Source organism: Nonomuraea fuscirosea, from assembly GCF_003001935.1.
GTDB lineage: Bacteria > Actinomycetota > Actinomycetes > Streptosporangiales > Streptosporangiaceae > Nonomuraea > Nonomuraea fuscirosea.
This window is the reverse complement of the sequence record NZ_PVNG01000031.1, coordinates 76,279-95,250: the sequence shown is the minus strand read 5'-3', so window position 1 is coordinate 95,250 and position 18,972 is coordinate 76,279. Positions and strand designations below refer to the sequence as shown.

Here is an 18,972-nt window from a genome sequence, read left to right as displayed (position 1 = left end):
CACAGGCGTACGAGAGGAAACCCATGACCCACGTCCTGCTCACCGGATTCGAGCCCTTCGACGGCGCCGGCGTCAACCCGTCGTGGCAGGCGGTGCAGCGCGTCGCGACCACCCCGCCGGACGGGTCATCGCTCACGACGGCGATGCTGCCGGTGGTCTTCCACGACGCCATCGCCCGGCTGCGCGCGGCCGTAGAGGAGTCCGGCGCCGACGTCGTCATCTGCGTCGGCCAGGCGGGTGGAAGGCCGGGCATCTCGGTCGAACGCATCGCCATCAACCTCGACGACGCCCGCATCCCCGACAACAAGGGCACCCAGCCCGTGGACGAGCCCGTCGTCGCGGACGGCCCGGCGGCGTACTTCTCCACCCTCCCGGTGAAGGCCTGCGTGGCGGCCGTCCGCGAGGCCGGCCTGCCGGCGTCCGTCTCGCACACGGCGGGCACGTTCGTCTGCAACCACGTCTTCTACGGCCTGATGCACCTCATCGCGTCCGGCCGGCCAGGGGTACGCGGAGGCTTCGTCCACGTCCCGTACCTGCCCGAACAGGTCCCGGACGGCGACAAGCCGTCGATGCCCGTCGGGTCGATAGCGCAGGCCCTGACCGCGATCGTGTCCGCGGCGGCCACCACGACCTCAGACCTGAAGGAAACCGGCGGCTCCCTCCACTGACCCGGCCTCCGTCCGGGCTGAGGTGTCCAGAGGTCGGCCAGATGAGTCGTGCACCCCAGCTCGACGTGAGCGGGGCGCCAGAGCAGGACGTTCACCCCGGCGTCCTCGGTTGGTTACCTCGGCCGCAGGACTACGGAGTGGAGTCGCCAGTGCTCCCGGGCCTGGTGTCGTCGTCATCGCCGGCCGGCTGTTCGTTGACCTGCTCGCCTTCGGAGTCGTCCTCGGCGAGGCCATCAGGTGGAGACGCGTCCGCAGGCTCGAAGAGGGCTTCCAGCGACCCGGGCGAGGCGGACGACTTGAACGGCGGGCTCCAGGCGGCGGTCGCCTCAGGGTCGGCGCCGGAGTCGTGCGCAGGCGAATCGGTTCCAGGACGAGGATCTTCCGCACCGGATGGCGCGCTGTCCTGTTTGTCGAGGGCGATGACGTTGTCGAGGGCTTCGAGAAGTTGCCGCGTCCACGGGTTCTCCTCCCCGGGAGCTCTGGCGGGGAGGGGAGCCGGAGCCGGAGGCACGGGTTCGACGTATTCCGGGGTGGCCAGGCGCGTCCGCCGGGACCTGGCGACGAGCACCGCGAGCCCGGCCAGCAGGGCGAGCAGGAGCAGCACAGCCGAGGTGACCGTCGTCGTGGTGGACAATCCCCACTGCTGACTGGACGCCGCGGTGTTGACGTGCGCGGGGACGGCGCTGGAAGTGGTGGTGCTGGACGCCGGCGGCGAGGCGGCGGCACCCTCGTCGGCTTCGACCTCCGGCGTGGCCGCCGTGCTCTCGTCGACTGCGGCCTCCGGCGCGGGCGAAGGAGAGGTGTCCTCTGCCACTGCTGAAGTGGAGGTGGCAGACGGCTCGGCTTCGTCGCCGGTCGAAGCGGCCGGTGACTCCGATGCCGTGGCGGTGTCCACTGGGGAGGGGGCTTCGGAGGCCGTAGCGGTCTCTGTCGGCGATGACGAGTCGGATGCCGTAGGAGTGGGTGAGGCTGACTCGGATGCCGTGGGGGTGGGAGTGGCTGAGGGGGACTCGGACGTCGTGGGGGTGGGGGAGGACGAGTCCGACGTCGTGGGGGTCGGGGTGGATGACGACGTCGCAGTGGGGGTCGGTGAGCCCGAAGTAGGTTGCGGCGTAGTCGTGCCGTCAGGTCCGTCCGACGTTGAGGTGGGAGTGGCCTCTGGCGTCTCGGACGGTGGCGTGCTTTCGGACGGCGGCGTGTCGTCCGAGCCATGAGTCGACCCTGGCACGGGCCGGGTCGCCACGGCCGACGGGTGGGCACCTCCTTGGTGGTGATGCGAGCCACCCTGATGAGACCCGTTCGGGTTCCCACCGCTCTGGCTGTCGCCGCCTCGATCCGGGGTCTGCGAGGTGTACGGCTCCTCCGGAGAGCCTTGGCCCAGCTCTTGAGACCCCGAGCCCCTCCCATGCGGGCTCTGGTAGCCGCCTTGAGCATCCTGGGAGTCGTTCGCATTGGTATGCGGCCCATCGTGAGGTCCGCCCGCCGGTGGGCCCGCATGGTCCTCATGGTCCTGCGAATCGCCGATCTCCGCATCGTCCTGATCGCCGGGAGGCCGGTGGCCCTGCTGATCCTTGGCAACGTACGGACTGGAGTGCGTCAGGGGCGTAAGGGCGCCAGGTTCTGCCTCGGCAGTCTGATGCCACGAGGTCAAGAAAAAGGCCGAGTCGATGAACTTCTGGATCTCTGGCGTCATGGAAGCGGGGGACCTCCCTGGACGAGGCCGGATTCAACCATGCAGACCATGACAAAAGTGACGATGAAGGACTGATAGGTCTAAACCGGAAGCCTGTGGGTGGAGCGAGCGTACCTGACGTCCTCGCAGGCCAAGTGCTCAAGCAGGCGTGATCGACAGCTCTGCCGGGAGTGAACCCCAAGCCAGAGAAGCGCTGCCGCTAACTCGGTCAGCGCGAACAATGGGAAAAGATCTACCAAAGCCGCCTCTGAGCAGCGGCCGGAATCCTACTTCGGCACGACTATGGAGCCCTTGCCGGGCTTGGTGGTGATCAGTTCCCGGCCCCTGAGGTCCTCCATCGCCTTGCGTACGGTGACGCGGGCGACGTCGAACTCCTCCTGAAGCTTCACCTCCGAGATCAAGGTGAGCGGCGGATAGGTGCCGTCGTCGATGCGTTCTGCGACGACGTTCGCTATCTGCTCCCACTTGTAGAGCCTGGGGTCCCACTCGATCACAGGACGACCATACGTGTTAGTGGACTTTCCGACATAGAACAGGCATGGCTAAGAAGTCTATAGACAGTATGGGACAGGTTAAGCTAGGTTGAGCGGTGTGGCGTTGGTGAGCGCCAGTCCCCAGCTCCTCCGGCTGCGGCTTGTGTGGTGCGCTCCAGGTCGCCGCCTATGGAGGCGCGCGAAGCGACTGAGATGGCTCCTCGCTCACCAACGCCTGTTCATCGATAGCGATCTTCGCGGGGCGCCGTGGGGATCGCTCGTCAGGAAGGACGGTGAGTTCCTGTGGCCGATGATGACGATGTCCACCGCACGCACCCCGCTCCGCCCGGTCCGGACGCTGTGCGGCTCCAGTGGAGGCCGGTCGAGCGTCGTCCGGATCCAGTTCATGTCCGGAGATGCACCTGCGAGTGCTTGCCGCTGGTCTTTGAGGACTGCCGGGCCGGAGGGACGGGGTTCATCCGGCGGTACGACCGGTCCGTCGAGCCGTGGGTCATCGAGGAGAGCCCGCGGGTGAAGGTCGGCGAGGCGGAAACGCTGTGGTGCCGGCTCATCAGCGGGCAAGTGAGATAAGCCGCCGCCACCGCTCCAGGCGGTCACCGAAAACCTCCCCTACTCCTGACGCCACGGCCCCCTGGCGCCAGGAGAGAAGCACTGTCCGGAAATACCTGCATACCCGCACAAGGAGGATCAGTTCGATGCTTACGAGCACCAGGCGAGACGACCAGTCGGCCCTCGACCTCATCACCCACTCCCCGGACGGAGAATCGCGCGGAACCCCCTTCCGGGCCGGCGACTTCTTCCCCATGTCGCCGACCAAGCACATCCTGTCGGCCGTCGGCACCCCGGCCGGTGAAGCGCGGCCGTGGGGCCTGCGTCACCTCGTCGCGCCGACACCGGTCGCCTCCGGGAACCACGGAGGCAACGGCAGCAACGAGTCCAGCGAGACGACCAGTGACGGGAACGGCCCCAACGAGGAGAAGGTCAAGGACTGACGTGACGCACACCGTCCTGATCATCACTGACGACGCCGACACCGCGGCCGAACGCGTCGCGGCCGAGCTGACCGGCCGCGGGGTTCCCGTCGTCACTCTGGACACCGCCGACTTCCCGGCACACGTCTCGATGGCGGCTCACATCGAGACGGGCCGCCGCGGTTGGTCAGGCATCGTCGGTACGGTACGCGGCGAGCTCGACCTGGCCTGCGTGGGCGCGATCTACAGCAGGCGTCCGACCCAGTTCCGGATGGACGAGCGGATGTCGTCCCCGGAACGCGCCTTCGCCTACGCGGAGGCGCGTTACGGGTTCGGCGGGGTGCTGGCCGCGCTGCGGCAGAGCGGCTGCCTGTGGGTCAACGATCCGATGGCCGCGATGCGGGCCGAGTACAAGCCGATCCAGCTGGTCACGGCGGCTCGCGTCGGGCTGAACGTACCGAAGACGATCATCACGAACGATCCTCAGGAAGCGCACGCGTGGGCGAAGGAGCTCGGCGAGCCGTTCGTCTACAAGGCGGTCGGTGGCATCTGGCACGCGGACGAGGGCCAGGTGCGGGTCATCTACACCAAGCCCCTCGATGACCCTGATGCGCTGCTCGATCCGGCCATGGCTCGTACCGCGCAACTGTTCCAGGAGTGGGTCGACAAGGCGTACGAGGTGCGGGCGCTCGTGATCGGCGCCCAGGTGCTCGCGGTGCGCATCGACAGTGCCAGCGAGCAGGGCACGATCGACTGGCGCAGCGACTACGACTCCCTCACGTACGAGCGCGTCGACCTTCCCACCGAGATCAGTGATCGGCTGGTGGAGCTGCACGACCAGCTGAACCTGGTGTACGGCGCCGCCGACCTGATCTGCGACCCGCAGGGCCGCTACCACTTCCTGGAGACCAACCAGAGCGGGGAGTGGGGCTGGCTCAACCAGCGGGCGGGCCTGCCCGTGCCGGAGGCGCTGGCGGACATCCTGCAACGGGGCCCGGCATGGGCACGGTGACGCCCCCGGACGGCCTCACGTTCGACGACCTGATCGCGAGACTGGCCGCCCACCTGCGCACCCGAGGCTCGCTGACGGACGAGAGCTGGGAGGACGCGCTTCGAGCGGTGCCCAGGCACCTGTTCGCTCCCGCCGCGGCGTGGTTCAACTCGAACCATGCCGGCGCGCCGCGGGGCAGGTTCGCCGTCGACGAGGACCCGATGGGCTGGTGGACGGCCGTGTACGCCGACACCTCCATCATCCTGCAGACCGACGACGGGGCCGGCGACCCGCTCAGCGGCAAGGGCCTCTTCTCGTCGTCGGTCTCGGCTCCCGGCATCGTGTTCCCCTTCCTGGAACTGCTGGCTCCGCAGAAGGGGGATCGCATCCTGGAGATCGGTACGGGCTCCGGCTGGACGGCAGGTCTGCTGTCGTGGGCTGCCGGAGCGAACGGTGTCGTCTCCATCGAGGTGGATCCTGAGGTGGCGGCTCGGGCCGCGGCCAATCTCGGCGAGGCCGGATTCGCCCCGCAGCTGGTGGTCGGCGACGGAACCGAAGGCCGGTCCGAGCGGGCCTCGTTCGATCGGGTGCACGTGACCGTGGGAGTGTCCGACATCCCGATGGCCTGGATCGAGCAGACCAGGCCGGGCGGCGTCATCGTGCTGCCCTGGCACGCCGGCGGCCTGGTCGGCCACCGACTACGCCTGAAGGTGCTGAACGAGACCACGGCGGTCGGCTGCTTCCACGGCACGGCCAGCTACATGATGCTGCGCGACCAGCGCTACAACACCAGATGGACCAGCCATCACCACGAGGCCGCACACCGTTCCACGACGAAGCTCCACCCTCGTACTTTCTGGAACATGGACCTGGGGGCGCAACTGCTGTGCCATGCCCTGGTCCCTCGTGTCGGCTGGCACGACGTCAGCGAGGACGGGGCGGACTCCCTGCTCCTGTACGAGCTGGACGACCACACCGGCGAAGGCGCTTGGGCGGCCTGCGACCGGAGGCCTGAGGCGGCTGAGGGGGAGGTGACGCAGTACGGTGAGCGGCGGCTCTGGGATGAGTTGTCGTCCGCCTATCGGCAGTGGGTCTCGCTCGGCAGTCCCGGTTACGACCGGTTCGGGCTGACGGTCGATCCGTCCGGTACCCATCTGTGGCTTGATCGCCCCAGCGCCCGGAAGTGGCGGGTGCGGACCTGACGAGCACCGAGGCCCGCGCTCCGGCTGACTGCCATGCCAGTTTGCGCCCCGGTACGCGGGCCGCTCTGTGGGTTCAGTACAGGCTGCGGTGGTACGTCAGGTATCGCCGATCGACCTGGTGACCGGGAACGGGCCGCAGGGTGCCCATCGTCTTGCCGGTGAGCTGGTTGATCAGATGTCCAGCCGGTGACCTGCGGACGGTGCCCGGGGAGCTGGGTCAGGCTGTTATGGCCGACAGACTGATGTCACGCTGCGTGCTGGATATCTAGAGTTCGATATATGGCAGATGGTCCCCGGATGACCTTGCAGACGATGCTGGTGCTGCAAGTACTGCTGTCCGATCCAGCCCAGCGTCGTTACGGCCTGGAGTTGTGTGAGAAGACCTGCCAGCATCCCGGTACGGTTTACCCGATCTTGGCCCGGTTGGAGCGCGAGTTCGGCTGGCTGGAGCGTCACGAGGAAGCTCCGGCCGATCACTTGGCTGAGGGACGCCGGGCTCGCCACTACTACCTGCTGACCGACGAAGGCGCGGTGAAGGCGCGTGCCGCTCTCGACCGAGCCGAGCGGTCACGCGCGCTCAGGTGATCCGGCTGGTGGGCTGGGTGGCCCTAGAAATCGCACGGAGAGCCCCGGCGATGCGGTCGTCGGCTTGATGACTGTGCCTCCCGTTCTCCACACCGGTGTCAGTTACGCCCGAGCGAACAACTGGATGCGCATTCAGAGACGCTGCCGCTGAAATCGGCGCCGCGCCTGCATGGCCGGTACGACGACGAGCAGCGCGACGTGCCACCAGAACAGTCCGTCGAGCACCACCTTCAACCAGTCGACGCTCTTCTCCAGCGCTGCTGGATCGGACCTGATCGCATCGATCGCGGCCATATTGTCGGCGGTGGCGTAACTGTCCAGCCATGCCCAGGGATAGCCCAGTCCGCGATGGTAGCCGTACATGCAGCACACGTCCTCGCGCACCACCAGCATGCTGAGGAACAGCCCGGCAAGCGTCAGCGCCGTGGTGGCCAGCCAGCTGATCCGGCCCACGCGGCGTGCGGTGACAGCGACCCACACCAGCAGCGCGCCGCCCAGGCAGAGCGCCGTGCCGAACGCGACGTAGTGGGGCTGCGCCCCGGATTGCAACAGTGCGGCAGCGCCGACGAGGACGCTTGCCACGCCGAAGAGACCCCATGCCCATAAGTGCATGCCGCTCAGCATGTCAGGCGGCGCGCCGCCCGTGGGTCGCTGATCCAGAAGTCAGCCGTACGCTGCCTGTCGCATGGCGCGGAGCCCTTCGGCGAGTGTGTCCAGGCCTGGTGGGAACGCGACTTGTGGCGCCCACGGGATGTCCGCCGTGTCCTGCCGGCAGGTCAGGATGCCTCCGATGATCGCGGCCACCGTGTCGGTGTCCCCGCCGAGGCCGACCGCGTACCGCATGGCTTCGATCGGTTCGTCGTGAAGGTGGAGTACGTGGAGGATCGCGCCCAGCGTGTCCGCGACGTCCAGGGAGACTCCGCCGGGCGGGGGCTGCCATGGCGTGGGGAAGGAGACACCGAAGTGATCCAGTTCCTCCCGGGCAACGGTGATCAGCTCCTCGCCGGGACAACCTTCGAGCGCCCACGATCCCATGGCCGCCACAGCGCAGGCGGCGGCGACGGCGCGGGGGTCGGCGTGGGTGGTCTTGGTCATGCGTACGGCCAGTTCGCGGCGGCGTTCGGCTTCGATGGCCGGCAGAGCCCAGCCGATGGGCAGCACCCGCATCATGGCGCCGTTGGTCGATCCGCCGTCGGCGACCGCGGAACCGGTGGTCGCGAACCGCTGCACGGCTCTGCGCGTGGTGGGGCCGGCTCCGCGCATCGTCGGGAGGGCCGCGGTCAGGGCCTGGAGGAAGGCCAGTTCTGAGCCGCCGGTGTCGATCAGGTTGCGGGCGAGCAGGATGAGTTGTTCGGTGTCGTCCGACGTACTGCCGAGCGGCCAGTCTCCTCGGGTGGTGAGCGTTTCGGTCAGGCGGATGTCCTGCGGACGCTTGCCCTCCCAGGGGACGCCGAAAGCGTCCCCGCAGCAGAAGCCGGTGAGGCCGTTGCGGATGCGACGTGCGGGTGGCGGGACCGCCTGGTCAGGGAACAGTTGGGTGAGGACGCCGAAGCCGCTCCGCGCGATGGCGCGGCGGCCGCGGTCGGCGTACCGGACGCGCTCGCGACCGTCCGTGAGGCGGGCCAGAGAGAGGCAGGCGGCGGCGACGTCGTACGGGGTGCCGTGGTGCTCGAACTCCCGCAACGCCTGGACGGTCAGCTGCCGGGCCTTCGTGTGGTCGCCGTCGGCCCGGTGGACGTCGGCTTCACTGTGGGTGATTCTCGCCGCGAGCAGGCCGTCGCCGAGGTCTCGGGCCATGCGGCCGGCCTCGGCCAGGGTTTGGACGGCTTCCTGGGTTTGGACGGCTTCCTGTTCCAGACCCAGACCGCATCGGGCCTTGCCGAGACCGTGAAGGGACTGGGCGATCCCGCGGGCGTCCTTTGCGGCTCTGCGGATGGCGAGGGCTTCTGTCTGGCTGGTCAGCGCGGTTTCCCAGGCTCCGGCGGCCTCGGCGATCAGTGCCGCGTCCTGGAACAGGCCGGCGTGCAGGGCCTGATCGCGCTGGTGGACGGGACGGGCGGCGACGTCGCTAAGCGCCTGACTGATCAGCGTGTCCGCGCGTTCCGTGTTGCCGGAGAAATACTCGATCTCGCCGAGGAGCTTGAGCCAGGGCGCCTGTTCGGTGGTGGTGTTCAGGCCCTCGGTGGCGTGCTCGCGACCTGCGGCGAAACGGCCCCGGTACAGCTCGATCTCGGCCAGGCGGAACAGGAAGTCCCCTCGGGCGTCCTCGTCCGTGAGCGCCAGCGCGGAGTGGGCCAGGTGCTCGGCGTGGTCGAAGTCGCCACTGCAGAAGGCGACCTCGGCACGTACGAGGACGGCGTACGGGGAGCTGAAGGGGAGACCCTCGATGAGGGCTTCGGCGTGGGCCCGGTTGCCGAGACCGAGATGGGCTCTGGCCACCCGGTACAGGCAGCGGCCCTTGCCCTCGTCGCTGTCGATGGGCAGGTCGTGGAGGAGGTTGGTCAGGGTGCGGCAGCGGTCGAAGCGGCCGGTGGCGAGGCTGCGGTCCATGAGCGCGATCCAGGCGGCCACGCCCTGGTCGGGGTCGAGGTGGCTCAGGTGGTACGCGGCCTCCAGCTCGGCGGTGAACTCCTGGCTTGCGGCGTAGTGCCTGGCCAGGACGTCGTGGGCCTGGCGTACCTCGTCCGGGCGGACGTGTTGCAGGGATCGGCGCAGGATGGGGTGCACGGTGTACGCGCCCGACCCGCCGGCCGTACCGCCTCGTAGCGGTGAGATGAAGGAGAAGGCCGTCAGCTTGTCGAAGGCGCTGCGGTCGCAGGGGAAGCCGAGCGCTTCGCCGAGGTGGTGGAACGTGTCGGCGGTGAAGGAACGGCAGGCGCTGACGGCCAGGATGCCGTATTCGGCTTCGGTGGGCAGCCTGCGGGCGAGGTCGTGTTCCCTGCTCTCGATCAGCGTTCCGAAGTCTCCGGGGCTGAGCCGGGGGCCGACGGCCAGCGCCACGTCCGCGCACAGGCCGAGGACGTAAGGATGCACCTCGTCCGGGGTGGTGGAGGCGTAGGTGACGAGTGCCGTCCGCATGGCTGGATCCGTGACGCCGGCCAGAGTGAGGTACTGGGTCGCATCGGCGGTGGTCAGGTGGCCGACCAGGCGGTGATCGACGTACTGCTCGGGGATGGGGAAGACCGGAGCGGACGGCCACGGCGGGCGGGTGCGGCCCGCCACGACGGCGACGATGCCGGCTCCCAGGTCGAGCTGGCCCAGCAGGCAGCGCAGCCACTCGTCGCGTATCGGCTTGTCGGCGTGGAACAGGTCGTCCGTGTCGCCGTAGAACGCATCGTGGGTGTCGAAGAGCAGCACGATCCGGTCGTGCTCGGCGGCGGCGTCGTTGAGGTCCTTGGCGAACAGCTGCGGCAGCTCATACAGAAGCTCAGGCTCAGGGACGAGGGCCAGAATGTGGTCGGCGTCTTCTTGGGAGAGACGGCGTCGCACTCGTCGGCGGGTGAAGGTCTCGTCCATGCGAGAGGTGAGCAGATGCTGGCCGCCGCGCAGGATCGGCAGGATCAGTAAGGCGTCGGCGATGTCGAGCGCGATGCCGACCTCGCTGCTCGGGAACAGCTCGCGGATCCGGTGGGTGAGATCAAAGCCCAGTTTGTGCAGGTACGTGATGGCGGCGAAGTCGAAGCGTGGGGTGGCGATGCCGTAGTGGGCAAGCTGGTGTTTCAGCATGAACAGCGCCGAGAACGCCTCCAGCGGCCGGTCATCACCCGCCGGCCGGGCACCGAAGTCGATCCTGGCCACGGGCACGCTGCGGCCGTGCTCGGCGAGACGGTCGAGCAGCTCGGCATCGGGGGTGTCGCTGATGTCCGGCCAGCGGTCCGTCCGGAGGCAGGCCCGGGTTTCCAGGTGGCGGAGGAGCAGGGACTTGCCGGTGCCGTCGGGGCCGTGGAGGTAGAGGATCCGGTCTGGGGGAGGGTCGTCGTTGATGAGGGTGACGATGTGGCGGGTCAGCTTGAAGCGGTTGACGAACCGGTCGAGCGAGCGGTCGTGCGTGACGACTGAACGGGGGGTGCCCTCTTGGGAGTTGGGCACGGTCAGCTCTGTACGGATGTGAGTAGCAATGTGGTGTCCCGCCTCAGGTAGACGAGTGATGCAACGGGGTTGCATGGCCCAGGTCTGATTACGCGAGCCGTTCCGAACTTTTTACACCGCGGTGCGGAACGTTTCCATCAGGTTGGCCCAATCCCTCGCCTGCATTCCAGGAACGCACACTACAAAGATCGATCAATCTGGTCAGTCTCATCCCTGAGAGGAATATGTCGCACATCGAAGGTTGGGGCGGAAACGCCTACGTCGGAGCCGTCGCAGCATATGTCCCTTTTGCCGATCAGGTATTACGCGGCCTCAGGCGTGCAGTTGTGTGCCTTCCCGTACCGGTCCCGAGCTATGTGAAGCAAGTCAGTGAGGTCCTTGACTACGTTCCGCTCCTTCGCGACCTGTGAAAGCGACGTGCCCATCCAAGGCTGATTCTTGCCGCACCGGAACAGTATGAAGGCGACGTATGGCTTGCTCCTGGGAATCCCTCCCGTGTACGCGATCAAACCCTTTCCGAGATCAGTAGGAAGCTCCGACAGCCGCGTTGATCCGAAATTCTTACGCGCGAGGCCGAGCGCTTCTTCTCCGCCGTTGATGGACCAGTTGAGCGAGAACCTGCTGTACTCGTTCCTCAGCGAACACCCACCATGTGAGGCCAGAGCACCCCACTTGCTCTCCTCCAGAGGCATGGTGAGACCGCTGATGGCGCGAACCCCTTGCTGCGGTATGACTTCGCACCAGTAAGGGGCGGCGTCGATGACAGGCGTCGCCTCGGGGCTCTTCTGAGGAGGGGCCGCGGCAGGCTCCGGCGTGCACCCTGCGCTGAGCGCCAACGTAAGGGTCATCCCGATGATGAGCAGAGCGCTTTTCGGCATGTCAGTAACCCCGAATGATGCCAAGATGGTCGTGGACGTCGAAGGCTGCGCTGTTGTCCATGTCCAGTCGGACCTTTTGGGTTCTCGACTCGATCTCGAAATGAAGTCGCGCCCACTCGATGAAGGCGTCATACGCCGCTGGATCAGCGATGATCTCGTCCAATGGCTTGAAGGCAGGTGGGTCATCGTCTGTAGCGAAGGGCGCGCCCTTCATCTCCGCGCGTGCCTGATCGCTCAACTTGCCGTGCGCCAGGGCAGCGCCAGCGATCATCTGTTCGATCATCCACATGGTCATCCCGCGCTCGGTGCTCGCCCGGTTGAGGGCCTCGTCCATGCTGAGGCCTCCTCTTATCAATTGTTCAGCCATCAGTGCCGACAGTTTCTCGAATGCCGCCGGTGTCAGCTTGTCGTGTGCTTTGTCGCCGAGGAACCCGAACCGCGTGGCGAGCTTGCCGACTGGCCCGGTCAATTCGCCCAGCACTCCGCTTACCATGCTCTTCACCTCCGCCCTGGCCTGCTCATCGCTCTTCGCCTGCGCCAGCAGAACCAGTCGTCGGGTTTCGAGCAGGTGTCCCATGAAACGTGCTTCAGGAGGGAGCAGATTTTCGATACTCCTGCCGCCGTCCCGCCTGTAGGACTCCTGGATCTTCACCATCATCCTCTGGGCTTCCGCTCCGATCAGCGCCTTCGACGCGCCTTCGTGGCGTGCTGCGAAGAGCAGCAGGCGGTCCATGTCGGCTCTGCTGATGTCCTTGATCTCGGGATGGCGATCATCGAAGACGCCGAAGATCTGATCGATGTGAGCAGCCATGACGACACCCACAGGACCGCTGAGGAAGGACAGCCGTTCCAGCTTCGCCGGATCCTTGACTTCGAGCCTGCCGTCCGCGCCTGCTGCGAAGACGCCGTCCAGTTCCTTCTTGAGGATGACGAGCGCATCATTCGTGTACTTGAGTGATTCCTTGTCCTTGCCGCTCAACGCCTTCTGCAACAGAGCGGCGAAGGGGGCGTGGTTCCCGGTCTTGTTGAAGCCGTCCAGTCGGTCGGTGAGCAGGTACTCCATGATGGACTTCTTCCAGCCCTTGGGGGTGTGGAAGAGCAACGCCTGCGCCGCCGGCAGAGAGTACTGCGCCGCCTGCGAAAGGTCATCGATGACGCTCGCCTTGATCGGCTCTCCTGGCTGCCCCATACGTGGTCCGCCGGGTTGCATGCTGTCACTGATTCCGAGGACGGTGGCCAGGTCCATGCTGTTGGCGTAGGGAGTTCGCGAATCGGACAGCTCCTTCTGGTGCACGACCGCATCTCTGCCGACCACTTCCATGAACCGTTCGGAGAAAGGCGGCTTGCCGTCGCCGGCCCTCCAGATCAGCGCCTGAGCCTGGTAGCCGACGTAGGTCACTTCGAGCGCCTTGTGCTCCGCCCGCCCTTCCTTGACCAACTGATCCAGGTAGGCCTCTCCCATGAAGGCCTCGTCCTGGGGATCGGTGCCCTTCGCCAGTGCGGTGGACAGCAGCTTCATGACCTGCTGGACCTGCTTCACCTGCTGGGGGTCACGTGTCGAAGTGACATTGGCGCGAACTTGCAGTCCCAGTGCAGCCGGGAGCTCGGTGATGCCCTTGGCTCCCAGCCCGGCGAGCAAGGCCTTGACGAAGTCCGGGTCATCGACCCTGCCCGCGTACCTCTGCAATTCCGCCATGGCCTTTGCGTCACCACGGCCGGCGGCGATCGCCGCCTTGGCGGCCAGCGCGCCGTCAAGCTGGCCCTGGGCCTGGCGGAGCGAGTCCGGCACCGCGATGAGGGATCCTGTCCCTATGGACGCTCCAAGGGTGATTTTGTGGCGTTCTATCTCGCGGACGATGCGTTGCCGTTTGCGGAGGTCTTCAGCTTCCTGGCCGACCTGGGCGGCGAGTTTTCTGATGCGCTCCGCGAGAGTGGTGTCGAGGCCCGCGCTCGTAAGCTCCCCGTGCAACTGGGCAGCGAGCTCTTCCATTTGCCTGGCGACCGCCGTGTGCCGGGCGACGAGGGTGTCGAACTCCGGCAGCTTGACCCCACTGAAGCTCATCTCGTCTTCACCAGTTCATCCCTGGCCAAGGCGACGGCCTGAGCGAGCAGCGCACGCAGCTCACGCTGGCAGTTGTGCACCGACTGCCCGAAGCGGTCGCCCGTCGGCCCCACCCATGCTTCGGCTTCCATGAGCTGGCAGGAGGCATGCAGAGCCCACCAGTTGTCGTCGGACAGCTTCTGGATGCGTTGCACCGCTGCCTGCATGAGCTCGCGATCAGGACCAGGCATGCCGATCTCCTCGTGCAACTGTCAAGGGCCCCAACTGACGATAACCTCACCCGAGCTGATTGCCCCGCCAACCAACCGATTCGCAATTCTTGCTGGGGAATCGATCCCAACAGCGGGTTCCGTGCGTACACCTACAAAGAGCTAAGCGACCGGCTGGAAGTCGGCCTCAAGAATGGCTCCAGCACCAGTTTGAGCGCAGCCTCGACTCTCTGGCCTGCGATCGCGGGAAATTCGGCCCCAGGTCTTCTCGATTTCGCGACGGCCCTTGATCATTTGACCGACTTTTCCGGTTTGACCACCAGCGCCACCGCGTCAGCTTCGAACGCGGGTCCGCGGTTCGGCCAGAGGAGACGCTAGTTTTATGGCTGCGCACGGCTACTGGCCTGATCTGTCCTAAACTGTCAGCAATGATCGCTACAGTACGGATCGCACCACCCTTCGCCCCCGTCCGCTACGTCGGCCGTCGTTCCGAAGGAGCGCTCCTGTGGCGTTGCGTTGTCTGTACCAGGGCAGTGCCGGTGAACTTGCCGAGGTCATCGCCCAAGGTCATCTGGTCGAGGAACTGCGCCGACGCTTCGTCGCGATGCACGGAGCCAGGCCGCGAGAGAGCGAGAGCGCCTCGTGGGGCGGCAGCATCCCTACCGTCGTCGACCTGCTGATCGGGGCCGGTCTGCGTGACGTGCAGGTGCTGGTCGAGTGGGCTCACTGCGGCTCCACTGCTTGAGCTCGATCACGACATAGGAGTCTTCGCCGGTTCGCGGATGCACGCTTAGGTTCTCGACAGACAGCCGCAGCGCTGTCACAGATGTCCCCCAAGGGCAGCACGAGAATACCCGTGCGGGTAGGGGCCTATCCGCTCCGGCCGGAGCCGTACGAATGCGGAAGCCCGTCGGGCCGCATCGCTTGGTCGCCCAAGGAGTAGCGGGGGGCGTCGTCTCTGGGGAACCGCAGTTAGTACACCAGCATGGTGCTCGTCATGCGGCACCTTGGCTGCAGGATCGTCCGGCACTCCGCGATCACCGGCACGCCAGACACATCCGGCTGGGCGACGTACCGTACGGACCGGCTCACAAAAAATTTTACCTAGCCTTCATTCCCAGTAACGTGCAGCCATTGCCCCAGCTTTATCCCTACTTGGGCTATTTCGCCCGCGCATCTCTGGGCGGAAGAACACACCCCGTGGAGGAAAACACGCCGAAGTTCGGGAGAGAAATTCACACCCGCCGTGGCTTGTGCGTCCGCACTCGTCCAGACGTATGTCACTGTGCTCATCAACAGGCCCGGCGTCGTCAAAAGGCCGACCCGGGATCCCCTATCTCACCTGGTAAGGGAAGGATGTGCGTGAACTCAGAAGCACGGTTCCTCGAGCTGATGCAACGCATCGGGACGCTTGAGACGAACACCCGCGCCGGCGCGGACACCACCGCGATCGGCTTCCTTCTGGTGCTGAACGAGCTCGCCGAACTCCGCGCCGAGATCGCCAACCAGCGCACCGAGGTGCGACAGGACTCCGCCGCCCTCGGCGATGAACTCGGCGGCCTCCGCTGGCACATGCATGACCATTTCACCGCTCTACATCGTGAAAACCTGAATTGGCTTATCACACTCCAACGACTCATCAACCTCGCCAGACAGGAAGCAACCCACAACTAAACACATAGGCCTGGTCTGAAACCGTTCAGACCAGGCCTTTCTGAAAGATCGCCCCTTTCATCGCCTGACGAACGACGGCCTTTGTCTGGTCGAGACCGGCCACGGCACCGACAGCATCTTCGCCTGGCGTTACGGCTACGTCCCGCCTGGGCGGCGCTCGGCCTGGGTCAGTCGGGTTGAGGCTCCTCGTAAGGGATGCGGTTCAGGTGCAGGATTTCGCCCAGCGTGCCCCACTCGTCACCGCCGAGCTTGGTTAGCGGCCGTAGCCGCCCGGCGTCGGGGCGGCCGTTGAGGAGGTACTCCTCGTGCACCGCCGCGAAAAAGACCCGGCCGAACACAAGGGTGGAGTTTCCCATGCGCAAGGTGGTGTGGGAACGGCATTCCAGGACGACGGGAGCGGCGGCCACACGGGAGGGCCGCACGCAGCGGCTGGGTTCCCGCTCGATGCCGGCGGTGTTGAACTCGCTGACGGTCCGGGGAAAGTCGGTGGCAGTGTCGCGGATCAGGTGCAGCATCGGCTCGGGGGAGAAGTTGACCACGAACTCGCCGGTGTCCTCGACGTTGCGCAGCGAGTCCTTGCGGCCGATCGACGTGAACTGCACGATCGGCGGGTCGGTACTGGCGATGCTGAAAAACGAATGCGGGGCGAGGTTCTCCACCGCTCCATCGGGGGTGATGGTGGAGACCCAGGCGATCGGGCGGGGAACAACGACCGATGTCAGGAACCGGTAGAAAGCCGTTGGGCCTACCGCTGCGGGATCGAAGTCGACGCGCATGGCATCCAGTATCCATGCGATCACTGTTCGTATCGGATCGGCGCGCAGGAAGACGGTCCGCGCGTGGGACAGCGCTATGGGCGACGGGTGCCCGCGCTGGGGCAGGGGCAGTGCCTGCGGTTCGCAATCCGGTGTTCGTGCAGATTCGTCCGGCGCGGTCCCGGCGGATGCAGACGGCATGACGGCATATCCGCCGGGACGGGTTGCTCAGGTCAGAAGTATTTCGAGGTGAGGTCGGTGGTGGGCCAGGAGGACACCTTCACCTTGTTCATGTCGTCGTCGATCGTGTCGTAGTCGAGCGTGCCGCTCTCCTCGCGCCGGTTGAACAGGACGGCGTAGCTGAAGCCGTTCTGGAGCCGGGCGAGGTAGGTGAACGTGCCCGGCATCGAGCCGTTGTGCCAGGTGTTGAGGTGGCCGGTCACCTGGCGGCACCACCAGCCGCCGCCGTACCAGGAGCCGTACTCGTTGACGCCGGTCTCCGGCTTGGCCACCAGTTTGGCGATCGAGGCCGAGCTGAGCACGGTGCCCGGCCGGTCGAAGGCGAGGGTCCAGCGGACCAGGTCCACGGCGGAGGCCAGCCAGCCGCCGTTGGCGTCCTGGTTGGGCATGTTGAAGCCGCCGTAGGGGTACGGGACGGTGGTGCCGGAAGTGTCCAGGACTGTCTTGTTCGTGTACTGGGACTCGTAGGCGACTTCGCCGGGTGCGGCGTCGCTCCTGAGGCTTGCGCCGAGTCGCATGCGGGTGATGCCGAGTGGTTTGAGCAGCTTGGTCTTGATGTACGTCTCGTAGGGCTGCCCCGAGGCCTTTTCGATGATGCGACCGAGCAGGAGGTAGCCGTAGTTGCTGTAGACCATCTTGGTGCCCGGGGCGTGGTCGAGGGGGCGGGCGGTGGCGTACCGGATGATGTCGTCGTGCCCGATCGGCAGCGGTACGTCGAGCGCGGCCGAGATGGTGTGGTCGAGCCAGAGCTGGTCCTTGGAGACGTCGCGGTCCCAGCCGCCGAGGTGCTGCATGAGGCGGAGTACGGTGACCTGCTCCATCCGGGCGTCGGCCGGGGTGAGGCCGAGCAGCTGGGTGACCTTGGCCGACAGACTCAGTTTGCCGTCCTGCACGAGGCGCATGATGGCGGCCGAGGTGATGTTCTTGCTCAGGCTGGCGATGCGGAACAGCGACGTCGGGGAGGGTACGACCGGCGCCCTGGAGTAGTCGTCGTAGGTGTAACCGCGTGCGAGCAGGATCTTGCCGCTCTTCATGATGGCCAGCTGGGCGGCCCTGATCCGGCGGTCCAGGACGAACTTCTTGACCGCGTTGTCGTATCCCGCCAGCTGCGTCGGTGCGGTGCCCGACGTGCGTACGACAGGGGTTGGTGGCGCCGCCTGGGCCGGTCGCGCGGCGATCAGCGTCGCCGGTGCTGCCGCGAGAAGGGCTCTGCGGGAAAGGCCGGTCACTTATGCCCCTTAGGTCACATCCGATACGTGGGTCACACATCTTACGGATGTCATGGTCTTGGGCGAAGCGGATCGGGGCGGGGTGGCAGGCGGCGTAGCGGGCAGTCGCACCCATGCTTCTGCGGGGTCTCCGGGGGCTTCGCTGCGGCTCGGGTCTCGCTGAGTCGTTTCGAGATAACCTGGTCAGAACGATGCCGTGGCGAATGTGACAGTAGTCGTTCGTCGGTCTGGCCGGATGCTGTGCTTCCGATACTGGATTCTCAGACCTGCGCTGTGGCCTGAATGTGACGGAGAGTTTCTCCTCGTTGTAGGTCGCGATGCCGGATCATGTCTTCTCGTGAAATCAAGGGATCAAACGGGCAGGCGACTCCATTCGGCATCGCCGAAGGCCACAACATCGCTACGGCAGCCCATCAGCGGCTTGGTTCTGCTTGTTACGTTGGGCGGTCTGCTCGGTTGTACTCCGACGGAGGAACGGCCGCCGAGCCTCCAGATGGCGGCCAGGAAACCGGTCGTGCACGCTGAGTTCTCAGTTTCTCCGGAAGACGCGGGGCCAAGAAATCCGCTCTACCGGACGTCTCGTATCGCCAGTACGAAGTGCGAGTTACCCCGTCTGCGGGATGACGATTGGGACTCGATGCGACGCTACATGAAGAGCATGAGTGGCTGCCTCGATCGGATATGGGCGAAGCAGTTCGCCAAGATGCGTAAGACCTACAAAGCGCCTGAGCGTCGATTTCTGAAGGCGCGGATCAGCGTCAAAGCCTGTGCTGGGAAGATGCCCGCACCAGGCGCACACGGCACCTACTGCCCGGCCAACAAGACGTATTACGTACTCGCCGAGCCCGACACCTGGGGTTCCTGGAACGGGATGTGGGCCGCGCATCTCGTCGCCCACGAGCACGCTCATTACATCCAGCACCTGGCCGGCATTCTGGAATACCTGAGTGAGGTCCAGGCCGATGCGGCGAACAAGGACGAGGAGGCGCTGGCCGAGAACAGGAACGAGGACCAGGCGGGCTGCTTCGCCGCGGTCGCGCTGCGAGCGACCCGCGCCACCTTGCCGTCATGGTCCGAATTCATGGTGATGTACAAGAGGGAGAAGGACCTCAAGGCGTACGGGGCGTGGCTGGATCGTGGGTTCGGTAGCGGGCGACTCGACTCCTGCAACACGTGGACTGCCCCGCGGAAGAGCATCGGATAGGCGACACCGGGCGCCTCGGCCCGCCACG

Annotated in this window: 18 protein-coding genes; 9 read left to right on the top strand and 9 right to left on the bottom strand. The window is 66.1% G+C overall.

The window, feature by feature from the left end; all coding sequences use genetic code 11:
• Positions 1 to 23 precede the first annotated feature (23 nt).
• Positions 24 to 668: a pyroglutamyl-peptidase I gene (gene pcp, locus B0I32_RS49580; protein WP_106251710.1), complete on the top strand. Its 645-nt coding sequence runs from the start codon at positions 24 to 26 to the stop codon at positions 666 to 668.
• 130 nt (positions 669 to 798) lie between these two features.
• Here the strand turns inward: pcp and B0I32_RS49575 are convergent, their stop codons facing one another.
• On the bottom strand, positions 799 to 1,482 hold the full coding sequence (locus B0I32_RS49575; protein ID WP_106251708.1) for a hypothetical protein: 684 nt from the start codon (positions 1,480 to 1,482) through the stop codon (positions 799 to 801).
• On the opposite strand from B0I32_RS49575, the gene B0I32_RS49570 reads away from it, so the two are divergent.
• A complete protein-coding gene (locus tag B0I32_RS49570; protein WP_146178602.1) occupies positions 1,469 to 1,882 on the top strand; it encodes a hypothetical protein in 414 nt (137 codons plus the stop codon). The genes B0I32_RS49575 and B0I32_RS49570 overlap by 14 nt on opposite strands.
• 745 nt (positions 1,883 to 2,627) lie before the next feature.
• Here B0I32_RS49570 and B0I32_RS49565 read toward each other — a convergent pair.
• Positions 2,628 to 2,855: a GntR family transcriptional regulator gene (locus B0I32_RS49565; RefSeq protein WP_106251705.1), complete on the bottom strand. Its 228-nt coding sequence runs from the start codon at positions 2,853 to 2,855 to the stop codon at positions 2,628 to 2,630.
• 695 nt (positions 2,856 to 3,550) lie between these two features.
• Between B0I32_RS49565 and B0I32_RS49560 the strand changes: the two genes are divergently transcribed.
• From B0I32_RS49560 to B0I32_RS49545, 4 genes are all read left to right on the top strand, one after another.
• Positions 3,551 to 3,847 (top strand): hypothetical protein, encoded by a 297-nt coding sequence (locus B0I32_RS49560; RefSeq protein ID WP_106251703.1) that lies wholly within the window; start codon positions 3,551 to 3,553, stop codon positions 3,845 to 3,847.
• A 1-nt stretch (position 3,848) separates the two neighbouring features.
• Complete coding sequence (gene tgmB, locus B0I32_RS49555) at positions 3,849 to 4,838, top strand: ATP-grasp ribosomal peptide maturase (RefSeq protein WP_106251702.1); 990 nt, start codon at positions 3,849 to 3,851, stop codon at positions 4,836 to 4,838.
• Positions 4,826 to 6,019, top strand: a complete 1,194-nt coding sequence (locus B0I32_RS49550) for a protein-L-isoaspartate O-methyltransferase family protein (protein ID WP_106251700.1) — start codon at positions 4,826 to 4,828, stop codon at positions 6,017 to 6,019. Before tgmB ends, B0I32_RS49550 begins: the two co-directional genes overlap by 13 nt.
• A 297-nt stretch (positions 6,020 to 6,316) precedes the next feature.
• A complete protein-coding gene (locus B0I32_RS49545) occupies positions 6,317 to 6,604 on the top strand; it encodes a PadR family transcriptional regulator (protein WP_106251698.1) in 288 nt (95 codons plus the stop codon).
• A gap of 132 nt (positions 6,605 to 6,736) precedes the next feature.
• Here the strand turns inward: B0I32_RS49545 and B0I32_RS49540 are convergent, their stop codons facing one another.
• The 5 genes from B0I32_RS49540 to B0I32_RS49520 form a co-directional block, all read right to left on the bottom strand.
• Positions 6,737 to 7,216: a hypothetical protein gene (locus tag B0I32_RS49540; protein WP_181308653.1), complete on the bottom strand. Its 480-nt coding sequence runs from the start codon at positions 7,214 to 7,216 to the stop codon at positions 6,737 to 6,739.
• Between the two features lie 51 nt (positions 7,217 to 7,267).
• Positions 7,268 to 10,693, bottom strand: coding sequence for an ADP-ribosylglycohydrolase family protein (locus tag B0I32_RS49535; RefSeq protein ID WP_106251695.1), 3,426 nt, complete (start codon positions 10,691 to 10,693; stop codon positions 7,268 to 7,270).
• A gap of 302 nt (positions 10,694 to 10,995) precedes the next feature.
• On the bottom strand, positions 10,996 to 11,571 hold the full coding sequence (locus B0I32_RS49530; protein ID WP_106251693.1) for a hypothetical protein: 576 nt from the start codon (positions 11,569 to 11,571) through the stop codon (positions 10,996 to 10,998).
• 1 nt (position 11,572) lies between these two features.
• Positions 11,573 to 13,633: a hypothetical protein gene (locus B0I32_RS49525; RefSeq protein ID WP_106251691.1), complete on the bottom strand. Its 2,061-nt coding sequence runs from the start codon at positions 13,631 to 13,633 to the stop codon at positions 11,573 to 11,575.
• Positions 13,630 to 13,863 carry a hypothetical protein gene (locus B0I32_RS49520; protein ID WP_146178600.1) on the bottom strand — a complete coding sequence of 78 codons (234 nt, stop codon included), beginning with the start codon at positions 13,861 to 13,863 and terminating at the stop codon, positions 13,630 to 13,632. The genes B0I32_RS49525 and B0I32_RS49520 overlap by 4 nt, the downstream gene beginning before the upstream one ends.
• Positions 13,864 to 14,347: 484 nt before the next feature.
• On the opposite strand from B0I32_RS49520, the gene B0I32_RS49515 reads away from it, so the two are divergent.
• Together B0I32_RS49515 and B0I32_RS49510 are read left to right on the top strand one after the other, a co-directional pair.
• Complete coding sequence (locus tag B0I32_RS49515; RefSeq protein ID WP_106251688.1) at positions 14,348 to 14,587, top strand: hypothetical protein; 240 nt, start codon at positions 14,348 to 14,350, stop codon at positions 14,585 to 14,587.
• A 617-nt stretch (positions 14,588 to 15,204) separates the two neighbouring features.
• Positions 15,205 to 15,516, top strand: a complete 312-nt coding sequence (locus B0I32_RS49510; protein ID WP_106251686.1) for a hypothetical protein — start codon at positions 15,205 to 15,207, stop codon at positions 15,514 to 15,516.
• 167 nt (positions 15,517 to 15,683) lie between these two features.
• On the opposite strand, the gene B0I32_RS49505 is transcribed toward B0I32_RS49510, so the two are convergent.
• Complete coding sequence (locus B0I32_RS49505) at positions 15,684 to 16,292, bottom strand: flavin reductase family protein (protein WP_106251684.1); 609 nt, start codon at positions 16,290 to 16,292, stop codon at positions 15,684 to 15,686.
• A 212-nt stretch (positions 16,293 to 16,504) separates the two neighbouring features.
• Positions 16,505 to 17,740: a serine hydrolase domain-containing protein gene (locus B0I32_RS49500; protein WP_106251682.1), complete on the bottom strand. Its 1,236-nt coding sequence runs from the start codon at positions 17,738 to 17,740 to the stop codon at positions 16,505 to 16,507.
• Between the two features lie 637 nt (positions 17,741 to 18,377).
• Between B0I32_RS49500 and B0I32_RS58430 the strand changes: the two genes are divergently transcribed.
• Entirely contained in the window at positions 18,378 to 18,944 is a 567-nt protein-coding gene (locus tag B0I32_RS58430) for a neutral zinc metallopeptidase (protein WP_181308651.1), read from the top strand.
• Positions 18,945 to 18,972 lie beyond the last annotated feature (28 nt).

Excerpts from the sequence above, each read along its gene's own strand:
- pcp (WP_106251710.1), top strand. The coding sequence starts at position 24 with ATGACCCACGTCCTGCTCACCGGATTCGAGCCCTTCGACGGCGCCGGC.
- B0I32_RS49560 (WP_106251703.1), top strand. The coding sequence starts at position 3,551 with ATGCTTACGAGCACCAGGCGAGACGACCAGTCGGCCCTCGACCTCATC.
- B0I32_RS49550 (WP_106251700.1), top strand. The coding sequence starts at position 4,826 with ATGGGCACGGTGACGCCCCCGGACGGCCTCACGTTCGACGACCTGATC.
- B0I32_RS49545 (WP_106251698.1), top strand. The coding sequence starts at position 6,317 with ATGACCTTGCAGACGATGCTGGTGCTGCAAGTACTGCTGTCCGATCCA.
- B0I32_RS49540 (WP_181308653.1), bottom strand. The coding sequence starts at position 7,216 with ATGCACTTATGGGCATGGGGTCTCTTCGGCGTGGCAAGCGTCCTCGTC.
- B0I32_RS49530 (WP_106251693.1), bottom strand. The coding sequence starts at position 11,571 with ATGCCGAAAAGCGCTCTGCTCATCATCGGGATGACCCTTACGTTGGCG.
- B0I32_RS49525 (WP_106251691.1), bottom strand. The coding sequence starts at position 13,633 with ATGAGCTTCAGTGGGGTCAAGCTGCCGGAGTTCGACACCCTCGTCGCC.
- B0I32_RS49520 (WP_146178600.1), bottom strand. The coding sequence starts at position 13,863 with ATGCCTGGTCCTGATCGCGAGCTCATGCAGGCAGCGGTGCAACGCATC.
- B0I32_RS49505 (WP_106251684.1), bottom strand. The coding sequence starts at position 16,292 with ATGCGCGTCGACTTCGATCCCGCAGCGGTAGGCCCAACGGCTTTCTAC.
- B0I32_RS58430 (WP_181308651.1), top strand. The coding sequence starts at position 18,378 with ATGCGACGCTACATGAAGAGCATGAGTGGCTGCCTCGATCGGATATGG.